We start from the raw sequence: 16931 nt of genomic DNA on the forward strand, positions 1-16931 counted from the left end.
TTTAGTTGGACAAATGGATGATGTTGATATAAATGTACACAAATGCCAGGGATAAAATAAAATCAAGTGAAAGAAAATGGATTCTTTCAGCCCGGTAAAGAACGAAAGAACCCAGATATATGTTTTTTACAACGCTGGATAAGCTGAAATCACTTGTTTTGCAGATCCAAGTCCATCGATGCCATATTCGATGACATCACCATCTTTCAGGAATCTTTGTGGGGATTTGCCCATGCCAGATCCTGCAGGTGATCCTGTAGAAATGATGTCGCCTGGAAGTAAGCTCATAAAATGGCTTAAATAAGAAATCAATTTGGGCACACGATAGATAAAATCACTTGTATTGCCATCTTGCATAAGCTCACCATTGAGTTTAAGCCAGATTTTTAAATTATCAATATCTGTGAATTCATCTTTGGTTGCTATAAATGGGCCAATAGGAGCGAAAGTGTCGCATCCTTTACCTTTATCCCAGGTTCCGCCACGCTCGATCTGAAATTCACGCTCTGTAACGTCATTGTGTAGCACGTAGCCGAACACATGGTCCAAGGCTTCTTCTTCAGTAACATAAGAAGCTTTTTTTCCAATTACAATGGCAAATTCGGTTTCCCAATCAGATTTTACAGAGAACTTCGGAAGGGTAATTCCATCAAAAGGGCCATTGAATGCAGATACAGATTTCATAAAGACGATAGGCTCTGAAGCTTGTTGCAATTTGGTTTCTTTGACGTGATCATCGAAATTAAGCCCTACACAAAGTATTTTGGAAGGAGCTTCCAATGGTGTACCGATACGCTCGTCGTCGGCTATCTCTTTAAGCGTATCGCCTTTTTCATTTATATATGTTTGAAGTCTTTCTAAATTTGCAATATCCGCAAAGAAATCGCGGTTGTATTGAAAATTTCCCTCTGAAACATCATACTTCTTTTCGTTTAAAATGACTCCCGCTTTTTCGGAGCCCTTTGCGCCATATCTAAAAATCTTCATAAGCCGCAAATATACAGATTTTGTCCCAAAAAGGGCAGAAATTAACGCGAATTAACAATTAATCAATATGTAAATTATCTATACAATTATTGTCCAAAAGGGGATATTTAAAAGGAAATTTCTCATGTACAATCTTTTTGTTGCTTACCCAAGTGCCATTGAGCACCATTTCCTGCCCTTTTTTTCCAAGCATAAATTTAATCAAAAATGACGGGACGGGTAGGGGAATATAGAATGGACCGTATTTACGTTTGGCTATTCTTTTTGCAAACTCCGCGATGGGAAGTGGTTCGGATGAACAGGCATTATAAACCCCGGCTATGGTATCATTTTGTATGCCAAAGAGCAGCATCCGACAGAGATCATCCATATGGATCCAACTGAGCATCTGTTTACCGGAGCCTAATACCGGAATGGAGCGAAAGGGAAGGAAGCGGCCGATTTCTTTTAGCATTCCTTGATCCTTACTGATAACCACTCCAAAACGGAAGACAATGAGTCTTTTTCCCAATGTTTCGATAGGTTTCACGCTTCCTTCCCAGAGGTTACATACCCAGGACAGAAAATTTCCGCCTTGTGGATCTCCCTCTTCAAAAGGTTTTTTTTGGTACGGATCGTCTGCTCCATACCAACCTATAGCGGAGGCCGATATGACTGCTTTTACTCGATTTGGTAGTTGTTTTAGACTTTGATAGAGCAGTTTTCCACTTTCTACCCTGCTGGCAATAATTTCTTGTTGATACGATTTTGTCCAGCGTTTGGCATTGAGGTTTGCACCTGCGAGGTTGATGATATAATCAGCCTCCTGAATTGATTTGGCATCTATCTCCTGTTTACTGGGATCCCAATGTACATATCGGACATTGTTTTGTACGGGATGGGACTTCGGATTTCTGGTAAAAATAATAACTTCATAGAAATTGGCAACCAATAGCTTTGTTAAATGAAGACCTATAGCTCCTGCACCACCTGTAATAATTACTTTTTCCATGAATTGAACCTTGTTTTATAATGTACGCATGTTATCATTTAAGCGAACCAATTTCTGTTGATACTAAATATACTATTTTGGTTTATAAAAATCGACCATGGCGGCAGGAATTACAAAAAAAGGTTTATCTCATGGGGAGATAAACCTTTTAAGAGTCGATTAAACGACGTTATTTGTTAAAGCGTTTGAATTGTGCTGCCACATGTTAGCATCTGTGCGCCGTAGTATGGATTTTTGATTTCTTTATGACGGCTTAACCAAGTCGCGCCTTTGCCTTTGTTGAACATCGGACACTTTTGATAATAAACAGAAGAAGATGGTTTTGAGTTTTTGGACAAACTATAGATATCTTCTGACAATAGGGCGAAGGCTTCTCGTTGTTTACTGATATCCTTTGCCTGTTGTAGGCTCTTCACTGTCGCTTTGAGTGACGTTGTTCTGGTTTTCCAGACCTCCTGTTCCGCTTTCGTTAGATCAGTAGTTTGTATTTTAGCAATTGCATCGGCAAGATCGTTTGCTAGGCCTGCAGCTTGTTTACTATCCGCAGCTACAAGTGCATCTTTAAGCAGAAAGTATTGGTCATAGATCTTTTGAAAATTGCTTGCGTTGCTGATGTTATCTACTGAAGCTACCGGCTCCATGCTTGCGTCTTGTGGGCTATCTGATGCTGGAGGAGCTAAATTTCTTTCGTATTGGCAGCAAGCATGTAGTTTAGCATAAGTATCTTCCGCGGCAAGGTATTTTTCATTGTCATAGCCCGCTCCGGCGATATTTTTCAATACAGCATCTAAGGAAGTTTTCTTTGCGTCATAGGCTATTGTTGCTGTTTGGTTGTCTTCGTTCCATTCAACTTTAGCCTGAGCGGAGGCTCCTGCATTTTCTATTGTTTTTTTACACATACCGCAGTTTCCAGCAATTTTAACATTGGTGTTCACGGTGTTGTTTTGTGCATAGTTTGTCAAAGAGGATAGTATTAAAGCCCCTGTTATAATATAATGTTTGATTTTCATATGATTGGATGAAAGAATAAATAAAAATAAGTAATCAAAAATGATCGATAAATGATCAATGTATGGATTAACTTATTTTTGGCGGGACCCAAGGACAAAAATATCCCTCAGAAATAAATGTTGGCGCTATGGGTTTATAATTTTTTTTGATTGCTATACCGCAAAGTTCATGACCTTGTTCAAGGGGATTGGAAATTGCCAAAAATGTACCACTATACGTGCATTGACAATTGCAATTTTTACATGGTTTATGACGTTTACAGAAAGCCTTTTTTTTGGAAGATTTAAATTTTGAACAACACGGGTCCTTTTTTTCAGTAGTAGCATTACCTTGTGTGTGTCTACTGTGTGCATTCATTTTATGGCAGGCGAAAGCGTCGGGTGCACTTAAAAGGAAACCGAAGGTTAAAAATAGTAGTATAAGTCGCTTAAGTGCCATATCAGCTCAAATATAGTTGTTTTGGGTAGAATTTGCTTCCATTTTTAACTTTTTTTGGCATTATGGACTTTTTTATACGCTCCATGTTATTTGAGTTTGGGGGGGACCAGATAACATGGAGCGGCGTTTGGAATTCTTTTTTCGGAAAGCAAATGAAATACTTAAAACTTAAAACCAGAAAAAAAGCCGGGCTTTTTCCAGGTACGTTTATATTCATCAGCTAAAGGAGAATGATCCGAATAGGCGAGCACTTCATCAAGCAAATTGTGTGCTTTTTTCAGATTCCCTGTTTTATAGTTTGCATATGCCTCTGCTAATTTAACCGATTCGACATCATCGTCATAGCCCCAATCGCATTGCTGATAAATACCGTTGAAAACATGGACGTATTTATTTACTTCATTTATAGCTCCGTTTTCGGCGAAAAGTTCAATTCCAAATTTTAACCAAAGGACATAATCATTAGGCTCCATGACTGACTGTACCCAACTGTCATACGTTTGGAATGTTTCAATACCCGCGCTAGATTCCGTAAGATAGTAATGGCTTTTAACAATGAGATAGAGCGTCTTTGCTTTATCGAAATTATCGATGATAAATTCCCGTTTATTTTTAAGGTATTTCCGCGCAGCGAGGTTCATGGACTTGTAATTGCTCTTTTCATTATATAGCTGCATCAACACATATTGAGGCTGTGCTTCATGTGGGTACCGTTGTGCCATATTTTCGTAATAGGAGACACGTTGCTCAAAATTATCCGGCTCGATTATCTGATAGATAATATGTTCTATCCCATTTTTTGACGCTTCAAAGTCACGATAATGATAATCATCTAAATTGGGATGATCAATATAGAATTTGTAAATAAACTCGAGGAGCTGTTGGGCCCGGGATTGAATATTCGCTGATCGACCTAGTTGGTATTCAACATTGATTTGATGCATAAGCATGCGGTAACAAGGAGGAAATGCAACAGACTCCATATCTTCAGCTTCTTCATCTTCTTCGGAGGTAAATTCCTGCTGCTCCAGGGTGGCTTCCAGCGAGATCTGATAGGTGTCAAAGTACTGTTGAAGTACCTCCTCCAGACGTACGTAATCTTCCAATGCTGACAAGGTATCGGCTCGGGTGAAATGAAGTTCTTCAAAGTCGGAATAGCTTAATCCTTCGGTGGCGATAGCATAGGAGGTTTCCAGTTCGCCGGCTTCTTTATACGCTAAGGCTAGATTATTACAATTCATGGCCCGGTTGTGGGAGCCGCCAAAGTAGTCACTTTCGTACTTATTTTGTTCAAAATACTCCTTGAAAGCGTCGTAGGCTTGACGATAAAGTTCGAGGACGAGCAATTGTAGTGCAGATTGATCAACTGTGGTTAAGTTGTCCTGGGAGTGAATAAAATCAGATAGCGCGACAGCTTCATTATAACATTCACGGGGAAGGTCATGGAAAGTAGGAACCTGATCGTAAACTGTTCCATTGGCATTAAAGGTGCATTCAACTAGGCGTCGCCAAGATGTTGCATTCCATTTTCGCTCACCTACCATTGTTAGGTGCGGAATAGCCGCGGCATACTGCCCCTCATCATAGAGATAGGCTGCCGCAAAATGGTAACCGACATAAGAATCAGGATAGGCATCGACCAATTTGAGTGCATGGAGATAATAATAGTCAAGCGGGATTCCGATTTCCTCTGAGTAATTGCGCTCAATGATAAGCTGATAGTAAAAGACCTCAGGGTGTTCATACCCCTCCGCAATCAATTCGTCAAATCGAGTATGCCATTTGACCAACTCCTGATGGATATGTACGGCTGAGTTTTCCCCTTTGATAAGCTTAAGTAAAATTTGCAGTGCTAGGTCGATTGCATTATTTTCGTAAGCAATTTCAGCGAGATCTACATAATTCATTTCATTGCTGCTGATGAAATGCTTAAAATCTGCTTCCATTAAAGCTAAAATATTAGACGCATTGATCTGTTTGGTACGGTCAAGCAGGTATATTTTCTTTATCCAAAAGATGGAAAAATTATGATCCAAGGTTTCCCGTTCATCCCTGAATGTTTCTTTAACGAAATCAATGCTCGCCTCCAAAACTGGAAGCATCGCTGTATCATCCTGGAGCCCTTCATAGATATTAGTTAAATAGTTGTGCCCATATCCGGACATATTTGGGGAAGCGATTAATTTTTTTGCGTATTCGATGAATACATCTTTATTGCCTTCAGTAATATGGAATTTTGGTCGACCAATTTGTGCTAATGTCGCTTGATTGTCCAAAACATAATTCAGTATATGATATAGGGTCGTTTCATTATCAGGTTCGATGGCCAATGCTTTTTTAAAATAGGGGATCATTTTTTCCTGAATAACATCGAAAATAGCTTCGTGGCCATCATAGAATGCCTGATCATGATAGGCGATCGCGAGGTGTGTCCAAAGCGTCACATCTTGATCGTTTTGTCGCAGTTGGTTTTCTCCTTCAATGATAAATAAGTCTAGTTGTCCGCTGTAGAACAAATCATATATATTCTTTTCTTCCATTTATTAATTTTTATATGTATCCAGTATGTTAGAATCTTTGAAAAATACTATTTAGCCGTTGGAAGCTTTTCAAAGCTATTACCGTTCCATAGAAATTCTTCACTTTTTTTTGTGATTTTGAAATTGGGATTTTCTGCATTGTCGTCAATAGCTTCTCCCTCTTCAATGTATTTATAGATAATCTGATTATTTTTTCCGTGTTCGGAAGGGAAAAGAATCTTTTCATCGTAATAGAACACACCAGCATCACTCACCGAATACCGGCTAGGAAGATCGACAAGTCGTTGTCCTGTCCATGCCACATAGTTGTACTCAGAAGGTATACCACAGGCTTCACCCAGGAATTCGATGCGGATGATTTGTCTGACATTTTGAAGGCCCATCGCTGGTAGCAATTTACTTTGTGAGAACGATTGTTCCGAATAGGTGAAGGGGAAGGTATGTTCTGCCATGAAATTTCCGTTTGCATCGAGAAGCTTAACAACTGTTGAGAGATGACCCTCTTCCTGTTCATTGTTGCCGGTTGTAAAACGTTCAATACCGTAAATATATTGCGAGCCGTCCGAAGCGGTTTGTTTTCCGAGCGCTAATAGTCCGAGCCAAATAAAACCATTTTTTTTACTGTTACCGTCGGAATAACTTATCTCATACCAAGGAGCATAAAAATTTTTCAGTGTATTTCCTTTGAATGGCGCACTGGTGATCGTAACAACATTTCCTGCCGATAAAGAATCTAAGATTGCTGCCTTAAGACTAGGTTGAGCACGCACATAAGCTTTTGTGGCAAAAACAGTTGCCGATTGACCCTTTTGTATGTTCCATAAGTTGAAATTATCGTCAAATTTTAAATTTTCCTGTGCCTTTGAGCAAAATGGTCCGATGACCAAGATGATTAAATAGCATCCCATTAGTTTTCTCATTTTTCACTCTCCTTTCCTGCAAAAATAGAAGAATTGGTTCATAGGCTTTATCACTGCTTTCAGGTATTTTTTTGTATAGTGTTCCAGACTAAGAAAGGAGGCATAGCATTTTTTCTTTTCCAATAACGTCTTTCAGCTAAACATCTTATATGCATTGGAATTTAGATTCGAGCAGAGAATGAGTTTCAATAATCTATTGGGTATTGATTTTATATGGACTGATTTCCTAAAAGTACAAGACAATGCGATAATCACACCATTTGCTTCATTGTTTAATATTGAAATTTGTAAAGTCAATAAAACAATAGTATGAATCAGATATCAAAATTTGGAATTTTCGCTTTGCTACTGAGCAGCAGTTTAACAATTATGGTTGGAACTGTTATAGCGCGGTCATTAAAAGAAATTTCAGTCCATTTAGGATTTGAAGAAAATCCAGGTTTGTTGATTACGTTGCCTTCGCTCGGCGTAGTAATTTTTGCACCCTTCGTTGGGAAATTGATTGACCGAAAGGGAGCATATCTGATGCTTAGATGGGGTTTGATACCTTATGCTTTACTTGGGCTGCTGGGGCCCCTTCTTACCAACCCTTATTTGGTTGTGATAGATCGTATTCTTTTAGGTATTGCTACGGCGTCAATACAGGCAGCTGGAACGGGCTTAATTGCATTACTATTCATTGGTGACGACCGCATGAAAATGATAGCCTGGCAAGGTATGGCTATTGAACTGGGCGGGGTCGTGATCTTATCGGCGTTAAAAGGCAATGGTGGATTTTCGCACCATACGCGTTACGTTACTGTTGGCGGAATGATGAGCGATTCAATTACGTTGTCATCTTCCATTTTACGCAGTACAGATATTCAGCTTTCAGGCTCGGGTTTAGGTACCTGGAGACCGGAAGAAATAAAGTTATTGATTGCCGAAATACTTCCCGAAATGTTTCAGCTTGCTGCTGACGGAAAATTAAAAATCGAAACGGTAAATATTCCACTTAAAAACATTGAAAACGCTTGGGAAATGAATATCGATGGAGGCAAACGCTTCGTTGTTTTAATCTGAAAAATGCAGTCGCTAACTATTGATTTAGGCCTTTGGGTGTTTAATTTTTTATGTTTTCTTTACCACCAAAGTTGACTGATAAGCTCCTTTGATGGTAAAGAAAACAGTTTATTGAAATATATGGTAATATATCTCGGTTTTCTATAATTGTTTACTGCGCCGCTCCAATAACCACAGGCCATAAGGGGTTCTGAACGAGTAAACGGCCCTTGCTTTTATTGATTTCATCTTGGGGAACAGGATACCAATAATACTCTTTTACCCACCGCCGGTTTTCTATGGATGTCCGTTTGTAGAAAGAATCGGGGTCACCTAAAGGTTTTACTGTTGTAGTATTCTGACCGTAAGTTTGTTGCACATTGTCAAAACCGTTCATATTCATTCCGGTCATACGTGTCATATCACCATCAACTCCGCCTTTGTCTGGTTGATTTGCGCTTACAGGGTCACAGATCATCCATCGGCGCATGTCAAACCAGCGTTGTCCTTCGCCTAATAACTCAACATGTCTTTCCTGAACAATCGCTTTAAACTGTCCGGCTTTATTACCGATAACACCTGTTTTAATACCACTTGCTTCCATTTCTGCATAGCCCGGTATCCCGGCGCGTTGCCTCACTTTGTCTATATATTCGATAATTTTTGGATCGTTGGGATTAATTTCGTTGAGGACTTCGGCGTAATACAAGTAGAAGTCGGCTAAACGGAACAAAATAGAAGGTCGTGCCCAGGAAGTGTAAACGGTGAATGGAGTACCTGGTGCACCGGCGACGTTGATGGAACTAATTCCTTGTGCGATACGTCTGTTTTTAAATTTATATAGTAAATACCCTGCTCTTGGCCAATTCTCGCCACCGGCAATTCCCGAAGGTTTGCCGCGACCGTACCATTGATAGTATATACCATTTGGATTATTATGTTCATTTGCATGAATATGCCAACTTTTTCCATTGTAGCCTACTGTAGCATAAAACCGCGGCTCCCGGTTGGCATACATATTGAAAATGTTTTGATCCGCATGATTATTGACATGGGTAGGATTATTGACTGTCGTGAATCCATCTTCTTTGTAATTCGATCCGGCATCATAAATCGTCTTTCCATTGCTCATAAAAAATGCGTCTACAGATTCCTGCGAGATGCCTACGTTAGCAAAATTAGTGGGGCTTGCGTAGAGATCTACAGGATTAGAGCGGCGCTCCTGATTATTGGGATTGCTATAATCGTTGTATCCAGTTGCCCAAATAATTTCATCATTGTACTTTTGAAATAGTTGATAAATAGATTCATTGGGATTGATCTCCTGCACGCCGGGATTAGCAGGATCGGCCGGATAATACTCGATATGTAATTTGTGCCCGAGACCATGCGCATAGTCCAAAAATTCTTCTAGACGTTGTTTTGCGGTTTGTATCTTTTGTGGATTATAGTCTGGGAATAAACGGCTCCCATCGGGATTGACAATGGCTAAGCTTTCGGTAAATCCACCGTTAAAAAGCTTGGAAGAAGCATATACCCAGAGCTTAGCGCGCAATGCACGTGCTGCGACAAGTGTCGGACGTACCATACTGCCCGTATCATATTGATTTGTACTGACATTACTTTTGATAGTGGCAGGTAGATTTCCTGTATTGATCAGCTCAGCCAGTAGGCCGTCGATGTAGTTGATTACATCATCCATCGGGGCACGGGCATAGTCGAGATTCTGATCTTCCGGATCCGCCAGATCGGTTATTAATGGTACAGGACCATATAGTTCCAGCAGGGTAAAATAGGAATAAGCAACAAAAAAGCGGGCTTCGTCCTTCATGCGATCTACTTCAGCCTGAGGCAATGCATTATTGCCCGAACCCGAGATCGCATGTGCACGTTGGATAAAAATTAATGCCTGACGGATTTGCATATATTGAGTTGCCCAACGGTGATAACCAGCATTACCGGCGGTATAACCCGATACCATCAGATTGCGGGCAAAGTTAGCGACAATCTCCCCGGAAATTGCGGACCAAGGATTGCTCATTCTGTCGGCAGAGGATGAGTTTTTGGAATATTCAATGATACAGTTAAAGATATTTCCGTGCCAACGTCTAGTGTATGCGGCATTTTCAAATACTCCTTCAATCGTCAGATTGTCGGCGAGTTCAGAGGAGACATCCAGGTATTTCTTGCAGGACGTAGATAATGTAGTCGTCGCTATCGCGAGACAGATAAGAGCCTTATTAAATATTTTCATCGTATTAAACAGATTAGAAAGTAACGTTTAAACCAAAGGTCCATGTTGAGCTGATCGGATAACGCGAACCCGAACGTTCAGTGACCTCAGGATCCCAAAATTTAACTTTATCCCAGGTGTTCAAATTTTCACCCTGTACATATAAGCGGACAGTATTTAAATGCATCTTTTTGACAAATTCTGATTTTAGTGTATAGCCCAGTTCGATATTTTTGAGACGGAGGTAAGACGCGTCGCGGTACCACCAGGTGCTGTTGCGTGTATTATTACCATTGTTGGCTGTGCTCAATCTGGGAAACAGCACGTTTTGGTTATAAGGGTCGGCAAATGTCCATCGGTCCATCGCTTCCTCGCGCAACGCAGCGTCGTTGACCGAACGTGCGAACGGAAAAAAGTTTTCTGTTTTTCCCAACAGATTTGTCGAAAAGCGACCCGCCCCCTGGAAAAATATACCGATATTCAATCCATGCCATTCTGCATTAAGTCCAAAACCATACACTATTCCAGGTGTAATGTTGGAAGAGAATAGATTGTTGTACGTTTGATCGTAGTTGTTAATCAAACCGTCTCCGTTCAGGTCCTTATATCGGATGTCTCCGGGAGCAACCGCAAAACCTGGGTTTGCGAGGCCCGATTTAAGCTGGTACGTTTGTGCTCCATTTGCTGGGTTGACCGTAATATCGAAATCATCCGGAGTATATAGGCCATCGGCAATATATATGAAGGGTTTGCCGATGCTTTGGCCTGTGTAGGCTTGATAGGTATAAGACGGTGGAATTTCATCAAACTCAACGACTTTGTTTTTGGTATAAGTATAGTTTAGTCGGGCGCTCAAGGTGACTTCATTAACCTTTTGTGTCCCGGTTATATTCATATCGAGTCCGCGATTGTTTGTGCGTCCAAAATTCTGCATCGGAGCAACCTGCAAACCTGCAGATGTTGGCAATGTACGACGGCGCATCAGAATATCAAAACGTTCATTGTAGAAGAAATCTATGGTCGCATCGATCTTGTTTTTGAATAAGCCAATATCAATTCCTGTATTAAATTTGTTTTCCTCCTCCCACTGAAGTGTTGGGGTAGCATAGTCGCTCTCCACAATACCAGCACCGGGACTTCCCGAACCTTGCCCATCGCCGACACCAGCACCGCCGGTCCAGGAAAAGTTATAACCCGCGGCTCCTTCATTCAATTTTTCTCGATAAGGGAAGCGCGAAAGATCATTTGCTAGTACATCATTTCCCGTTTTACCATATGATACCCGAAATTTCAATTTACTGACGATTTGCTCCAAAGGCTCCCAAAATTTTTCGTGGCTTACCCACCAAGCCGCACCTATGGAAGGAAATAGACCCCAACGATTGCCCATGGCGAAGTTCTCACTTCCAGTCATTCCCATACTCGCTTCAAGTAGGTAACGTCCATCATAGCCATAGGTACCACGGGCAACAATAGACTGTTTACGGTACGGAAGCATTTCAAGACCATTGCCTCGATTTTGGTATTGTTTTTCCTTTTGGTTATAGAGGATTAATCCCGATACATCATGCTTCGCAAATTTATGTTTGTAATCCAGGGCTGTTTCCAGATAGATATTGCGTTCACCCGAACTTCCTGCTGCCGCGGGATTGGAAAGTGCTGCACCACCACGAATCTGGCTAAAGACGAGATTCCCGTTTGCATCCCTTGAATTGGCATAATAGGATCTTGCCTCTTTAGTGCGGTTGGTACGACCCTGTGAGAGGTTGTCGAAACCAACTGCTCCACGCCAGGATAATCCTTGAGTAATCACATCCAGTGCTTGTGTCAGGTTGATTTTGGACTGTAGGGTCACTTCTTGATTTCGGCTATACCCCATGTTGTTCAGTAAGTTGTAGGGGTTGGCTCGCTCCCCGGTTCCAACTGATCCAGCAGAGTAGACCGGATGTTCGGCAAAAGTACCATCTGAATAGACCATTGGAAACAAATAACGTGGCGCCAAGGTAATAATGCTCCACAGATTATCAGCAGTCTGTATAGGAGCATTTTGTTTAACAAAGAAACCTGCTAGATCGACTGACATTTTTGTTGTCGAAGTCAAGTCCATGTCTATATTGGAGCGTAGGTTGAAACGTTCGTATTTTAGATTCGCATTGTAATTTTCGACCGTATGTGAATTGTAAAGACCGTCTTCCGTATAGTAGGCTCCTGAGGTGAAAAAGCGGACACGATCACCACCGCCACGGAAATTTATGGTATATCTTGAAACATTCGTATTTGGTTTTAAAAGATCCAGCCAATTGGTATTTGGATATAAATCTGGGTCGGCTCCTGTTACGTATTTTTCCAGCGTTTTATCGTCGTAAGTTGGTAACCAGCCCGAGGTTGGATTTCCTTTTTCGTTCCAGGTTGCTTCATTATACAAGCTTAGGGTTCGATACGAATCCAGTGAACTGGGCAAACGTAGTGGCTTACGGATGGCATGCTGTAAATCGGTGGAGATAACTGTCTTTTGTGGCATACCCCGTTTTGTGGTAATCAGTACCACGCCGTTGGCACCCTCGGCCCCATATACTGCTGTAGCTGAAGCATCTTTAAGCACGGAGAACGTCTCGATATCTTCTACGGGTATATTGCTCATATCGGATTTGCTGCGCGGTACACCATCAATAATTATCAGCGGGCTAGTACCACCAGCAAAAGAGCTTACCCCACGGATCCAAAAATTGGAGTCATCGTATCCCGGTTCTCCCGAAGGCTGTATTGCAACAATGCCCGGAACCTGCCCGGCAATGGAGTTAGACAGCGAACGTCCGGTAACCGCGAGATCTTTAGCGGTGATGGTGCTGATCGAGGCCACCAGACTTTCTTTTTTTTGTTTGCCAAAGCCTACGACGACAACCTCATCCAAATTGGATGCACTCTCTGTCAAACGGATGTTGACCGTGTTTTCTTCAGGTTTTAGGATATGTTCCTCTGTAATGTATCCTACATAAGTAAATACAAGCGTATTTCCGGGAGAAGCAAGTATGCTATACTGTCCAGAGGCATTGGTATTTGTTTTTGCTGTTTGGTTTTTGACAGAAACAGTGACACCCGAGACCGGATTTCCTTTGCTATCCGTAATAAGACCTGATACTTTTGCCTGTTGTGCAAATAAGCCAAAAGGGGCACAAAGTAGGGAGAGGGATAGCAGATTTCGGTGCATAAAGCGGGTGCTAGTTGCAAATATTGTTTTTTCGCTCATCTTCATAATTTTGTGATCTTCATTATTCTAGGGTAATGGTTACTGCGGCAGGAGACACCTTGGTATCTAAAGTGAATACATAGGTACGGTTTACGCCCAATGAGCGGTTGCTACCCGTCGAAATGATTGGCGCTCCTTTGCTCAGATTACCACTGGAAGTTTTTAACTCAAAACGTGCCGATCCTCCTGCAGAAGTTGGCTGTCCAGGATTACCATATAAGGTTTGTACTAAATTGAGCGCAAAGTAATTGTCAAAGGACCGGCTGTTTTGATAGAATGCTATACCAGCAGTACTTCCCGAAACATTGCTCAGAAATAGATTTTGACCAGCGATTAGTTTAATTTGATAGATACCATTTCCAAGCGGTGCCATGGCGACATTCTTTTCGGGATTCCATAATGCTCCATTAGTCGTCACCGAAGGAATACCAAACCGTTCAACAGGTGAAGATCCTGCCTGATCTCCAATGCCACCGTTTATCCATACAGCCCCGGTTTTACTTATAGGATCAAAATCGGCCAGCATATTCCCCTGCATAGGTTCAATCTTAAAATATTTTAATGCCTGATGGGCCGTTATACGATACTTTCCATCAGTTGCCCTAAATTTGTAGGAGCCATCTCCATTGTTGGATAAAAAGCTTGGGTCAATCCACCAATTCGCAATATCAAGTATACCATCTAAGCTTATGGATTGATTTTGTTTGAATTCGGCCTCTATGACCGCTATACTGTTTACGAAATTTGGAAAATCAATCCCCGCGAATGCTGGTTTTAGAAAAGGGGAGCCTTCAAAACTGCGCGTATCAAATGAGACGGTAAAGACGGTGCCCGGCGCTCGAACAATTTGAAATGGAATAGAATCTTTATCGGTGGCATAAGCACTGATCTCAGTTCCGCCAAATAAAAGGGTGTTTCCATTTTTCCCGTAAGCAGGGGCTTCAATTAAGGCGTTCAGTTTTGTATTTGGGAAAGCTGCACTGACTGCGTATTTATAGGATTCTCCGGGTACAGGCTCCATTCTGTAATTTCCATATGCAGTTTTGAGTGTCAAATAAGGGAATTTAGGTCGGGTGACTTGAATTGGAATCATAACTGTGCTGTAGTTAAAATTCTTATTTTTCACCATAAGTTGTATTTCTGCTGGACCATCCGCGATTCCTTTGGTAAAAGGTATTTTTAATCTGTTGCGGTAGCTTCCGGCTTCTTTCGCTGGAATGATGCTTTCTGCGATCTGTTCGCCATTCCGGAAAAAAGTCGCCTTGATGGTATTGATCGGATACTCCCCCTTAATTGTAATATCCAATGGAATGCTGTCACCCAAATAAGCTACTTCGGCCGTTTGGTACGAAGTAATTTCCGGGGTGTCAATTTGGATGTCTTCTTTGCAGGTATAGAGAGCCGAGGATACCCCCAGTATCAGAAAAAGTTCGGTTTTTCTTCTCATGACATGTGTTAATTGATTGGTTATTTTATTCAGTTTATCTTAGGCTATATACAAGCTGTAGTAACAGCCTTCTCCAGGATGTTATGGTTCCTTAATTCTCATATGGACGTTTTAGGTTTGCGTTTAAAAATTGGCTATTTGTATTTCGGGTGACAGTGCTGTTGACCTGAAAATATTTTGCAACGGTTATGATACAAAACTAATGGTCTCGAAAATGAAATGGAGATGAACTAAAACAAAAGTGAGATTTTCTTGTTGTTGTTTTCTGTTTAATGTTTTGTTTTTTAGGTTGTTGTGTTTTGTTTGATTTGAAAAAGAAGTAGTGATTAGTGAGGTTTGACCTTTAAATAAAATAGTTTGGACTAAATTCCAATACGTGGATTTTTTGTTGGTCGTAGCTAAAAATAAATACTGTGATCTACTTTTTTTTGACTTGATATAATTTTTAAACTGCTTGTAGTAAGTTGGTTATGGTTAATTTTTAAGACTGGTTTTCTCATTTTTTCTTAGGTCTATATGTTGAAGGTTTCTGAAATGATAAATTTGCCTGCAACGGATTGACTTAAACTTCTGTGTCAATCAATAATATCAATTTTAAACCTCGATAATACTAAAAAATGAAACAACGCAATTGCCGTTTACTGTCATTACTGATTTCGTGCCTATTTTATTCTTTTGTACAGGCCTCACCCGGACGTGCCAAGGACCAAGTTGACTTGTATGTGACCACGCAGGATAAAAAACAAGATTTGAAGAGCATACGGATCGATGCAAGGGTACAAAAAGATGTCGCTACCACCATTGTGCTAGATCCAAAGATCCGTTTTCAGCAAATGGATGGTTTTGGAGCCGCAATAACGGGATCTACCTGTTACAATTTGATGCAGATGCAGAAAAAAGATCGTCAGCGTTTTTTAAACGAAACTTTTAACCCACAAAAAGGTTTTGGTCATAGTTATATACGGATTTCCATTGGCTGTTCAGACTTTTCGCTCAGTGAATATACCTGTTGTGATGAGGAAGGTTTGGAGCATTTTGCTTTACAGGATGAAGAATTGCATTATGTTTTACCGGTGTTAAAAGAAATTTTAAAGATCAATCCCGATATCAAAATTCTTGGATCTCCATGGACGAGCCCACGTTGGATGAAGGTTAACAACCTCGTTGATCTGCTTCCATTTAACTCCTGGACTAGTGGTCAGTTAAATCCCCGTTATTATACAGATTATGCTAAGTATTTTGTTAAGTGGATTCGTGCATTTGAGGAAAACGGGGTGAAGATATATGCAATAACGCCACAAAATGAACCGCTTAATCGAAAAAATTCAGCATCTCTCTTTATGGGTTGGATGGAACAGCGGGATTTTGTGAAAAGCTTGGGCGCGGAGATAGCATCCGCTGGTCTCCATACAAAAATATATGCGTTTGATCATAACTATAATTACGATAACATGAAAGATCAACAGGGGTATCCTCTACATATTTATGCTGATAGCCTTGCTTCGAAATATCTTGCCGGTGCGGCATATCATAATTACGGGGGTAAACGAGATGAGCTGTTGCGTATACACGCTGCCCGTCCTGATAAAGGGCTTCTATTTACCGAAACCTCCATCGGCACCTGGAATAAGGGACAGGATTTTGCTTTGCGTCTGATCGAAGATATGGAAGAGGTAGGTTTGGGGACGGTAAATAATTGGTGTAGCGGAGTTATGGTTTGGAATCTGATGCTGGATTCGGATAGGGGACCATGGAGAGAAGGAGGGTGTAAAACCTGTTATGGCGCGGTAGATATTGACCGTAAAAACTATAAATCAATTTCCAGAAACTCTCATTACTATGTTATTAGCCACCTCTCCGCTGTTGTGAAACCTGGAGCGACACGTATTGGGACGAAGGCTGTAGCGGCCGATGGACTTATACACGCGGGATTTCAGAACAGTGATGGTACGATGGCTCTGGTGCTGTTAAATAAAACAGCAATGAAAAAAATCATTACCATCTCGGATCAAAGAACACAATTCACCTATACGGTACCACCTAAATCAGTCGTTTCCTATCATTGGGACTAACACG

At 41.0% G+C, this 16931-nt stretch carries 10 protein-coding genes; 2 read left to right on the forward strand and 8 right to left on the reverse strand.

The features are described 5' to 3' along the window. Nucleotides 1–126: 126 nt before the first annotated feature. From OK025_RS18690 to OK025_RS18710, 5 genes are all read right to left on the reverse strand, one after another. A complete protein-coding gene (locus OK025_RS18690) occupies nucleotides 127–987 on the reverse strand; it encodes a fumarylacetoacetate hydrolase family protein (RefSeq protein ID WP_317666065.1) in 861 nt (286 codons plus the stop codon). 58 nt (nucleotides 988–1045) lie between these two features. Continuing rightward, a complete protein-coding gene (locus OK025_RS18695; RefSeq protein ID WP_317666067.1) occupies nucleotides 1046–1978 on the reverse strand; it encodes a TIGR01777 family oxidoreductase in 933 nt (310 codons plus the stop codon). A 176-nt stretch (nucleotides 1979–2154) separates the two neighbouring features. Continuing rightward, on the reverse strand, nucleotides 2155–2988 hold the full coding sequence (locus OK025_RS18700; RefSeq protein ID WP_317666068.1) for a DUF3347 domain-containing protein: 834 nt from the start codon (nucleotides 2986–2988) through the stop codon (nucleotides 2155–2157). 600 nt (nucleotides 2989–3588) lie between these two features. Continuing rightward, nucleotides 3589–5967: a hypothetical protein gene (locus OK025_RS18705; RefSeq protein ID WP_317666070.1), complete on the reverse strand. Its 2379-nt coding sequence runs from the start codon at nucleotides 5965–5967 to the stop codon at nucleotides 3589–3591. 47 nt (nucleotides 5968–6014) lie between these two features. Beyond that, nucleotides 6015–6875, reverse strand: a complete 861-nt coding sequence (locus tag OK025_RS18710) for an SH3 domain-containing protein (protein ID WP_317666072.1) — start codon at nucleotides 6873–6875, stop codon at nucleotides 6015–6017. Nucleotides 6876–7196: 321 nt separating this feature from the next. On the opposite strand from OK025_RS18710, the gene OK025_RS18715 reads away from it, so the two are divergent. Beyond that, entirely contained in the window at nucleotides 7197–7949 is a 753-nt protein-coding gene (locus OK025_RS18715) for an MFS transporter (RefSeq protein ID WP_317666074.1), read from the forward strand. Between the two features lie 151 nt (nucleotides 7950–8100). Here the strand turns inward: OK025_RS18715 and OK025_RS18720 are convergent, their stop codons facing one another. From OK025_RS18720 to OK025_RS18730, 3 genes are read right to left on the reverse strand one after another with little or no spacing between them, the layout of a single operon-like run. Beyond that, nucleotides 8101–10182, reverse strand: a complete 2082-nt coding sequence (locus OK025_RS18720; RefSeq protein ID WP_317666076.1) for a RagB/SusD family nutrient uptake outer membrane protein — start codon at nucleotides 10180–10182, stop codon at nucleotides 8101–8103. Nucleotides 10183–10195: 13 nt separating this feature from the next. Continuing rightward, nucleotides 10196–13408 (reverse strand): TonB-dependent receptor, encoded by a 3213-nt coding sequence (locus OK025_RS18725; RefSeq protein WP_317666078.1) that lies wholly within the window; start codon nucleotides 13406–13408, stop codon nucleotides 10196–10198. A gap of 22 nt (nucleotides 13409–13430) precedes the next feature. Continuing rightward, complete coding sequence (locus tag OK025_RS18730) at nucleotides 13431–14855, reverse strand: DUF5125 domain-containing protein (RefSeq protein ID WP_317666080.1); 1425 nt, start codon at nucleotides 14853–14855, stop codon at nucleotides 13431–13433. A 617-nt stretch (nucleotides 14856–15472) separates the two neighbouring features. Here OK025_RS18730 and OK025_RS18735 point away from each other — a divergent pair. Further along, nucleotides 15473–16927, forward strand: a complete 1455-nt coding sequence (locus OK025_RS18735; protein WP_317666082.1) for a glycoside hydrolase family 30 protein — start codon at nucleotides 15473–15475, stop codon at nucleotides 16925–16927. The last annotated feature ends 4 nt before the right edge of the window (nucleotides 16928–16931 follow it).

The organism is Sphingobacterium sp. UGAL515B_05 (genome assembly GCF_033097525.1).
Taxonomy (GTDB): domain Bacteria; phylum Bacteroidota; class Bacteroidia; order Sphingobacteriales; family Sphingobacteriaceae; genus Sphingobacterium.

What these genes read in the sequence shown, in the direction of transcription:
- OK025_RS18690 (WP_317666065.1), bottom strand. Translation starts at nt 987, where the DNA reads ATGAAGATTTTTAGATATGGCGCAAAGGGCTCCGAAAAAGCGGGAGTC.
- OK025_RS18695 (WP_317666067.1), bottom strand. Translation starts at nt 1,978, where the DNA reads ATGGAAAAAGTAATTATTACAGGTGGTGCAGGAGCTATAGGTCTTCAT.
- OK025_RS18700 (WP_317666068.1), bottom strand. Translation starts at nt 2,988, where the DNA reads ATGAAAATCAAACATTATATTATAACAGGGGCTTTAATACTATCCTCT.
- OK025_RS18705 (WP_317666070.1), bottom strand. Translation starts at nt 5,967, where the DNA reads ATGGAAGAAAAGAATATATATGATTTGTTCTACAGCGGACAACTAGAC.
- OK025_RS18710 (WP_317666072.1), bottom strand. Translation starts at nt 6,875, where the DNA reads ATGGGATGCTATTTAATCATCTTGGTCATCGGACCATTTTGCTCAAAG.
- OK025_RS18715 (WP_317666074.1), top strand. Translation starts at nt 7,197, where the DNA reads ATGAATCAGATATCAAAATTTGGAATTTTCGCTTTGCTACTGAGCAGC.
- OK025_RS18720 (WP_317666076.1), bottom strand. Translation starts at nt 10,182, where the DNA reads ATGAAAATATTTAATAAGGCTCTTATCTGTCTCGCGATAGCGACGACT.
- OK025_RS18725 (WP_317666078.1), bottom strand. Translation starts at nt 13,408, where the DNA reads ATGAGCGAAAAAACAATATTTGCAACTAGCACCCGCTTTATGCACCGA.
- OK025_RS18730 (WP_317666080.1), bottom strand. Translation starts at nt 14,855, where the DNA reads ATGAGAAGAAAAACCGAACTTTTTCTGATACTGGGGGTATCCTCGGCT.
- OK025_RS18735 (WP_317666082.1), top strand. Translation starts at nt 15,473, where the DNA reads ATGAAACAACGCAATTGCCGTTTACTGTCATTACTGATTTCGTGCCTA.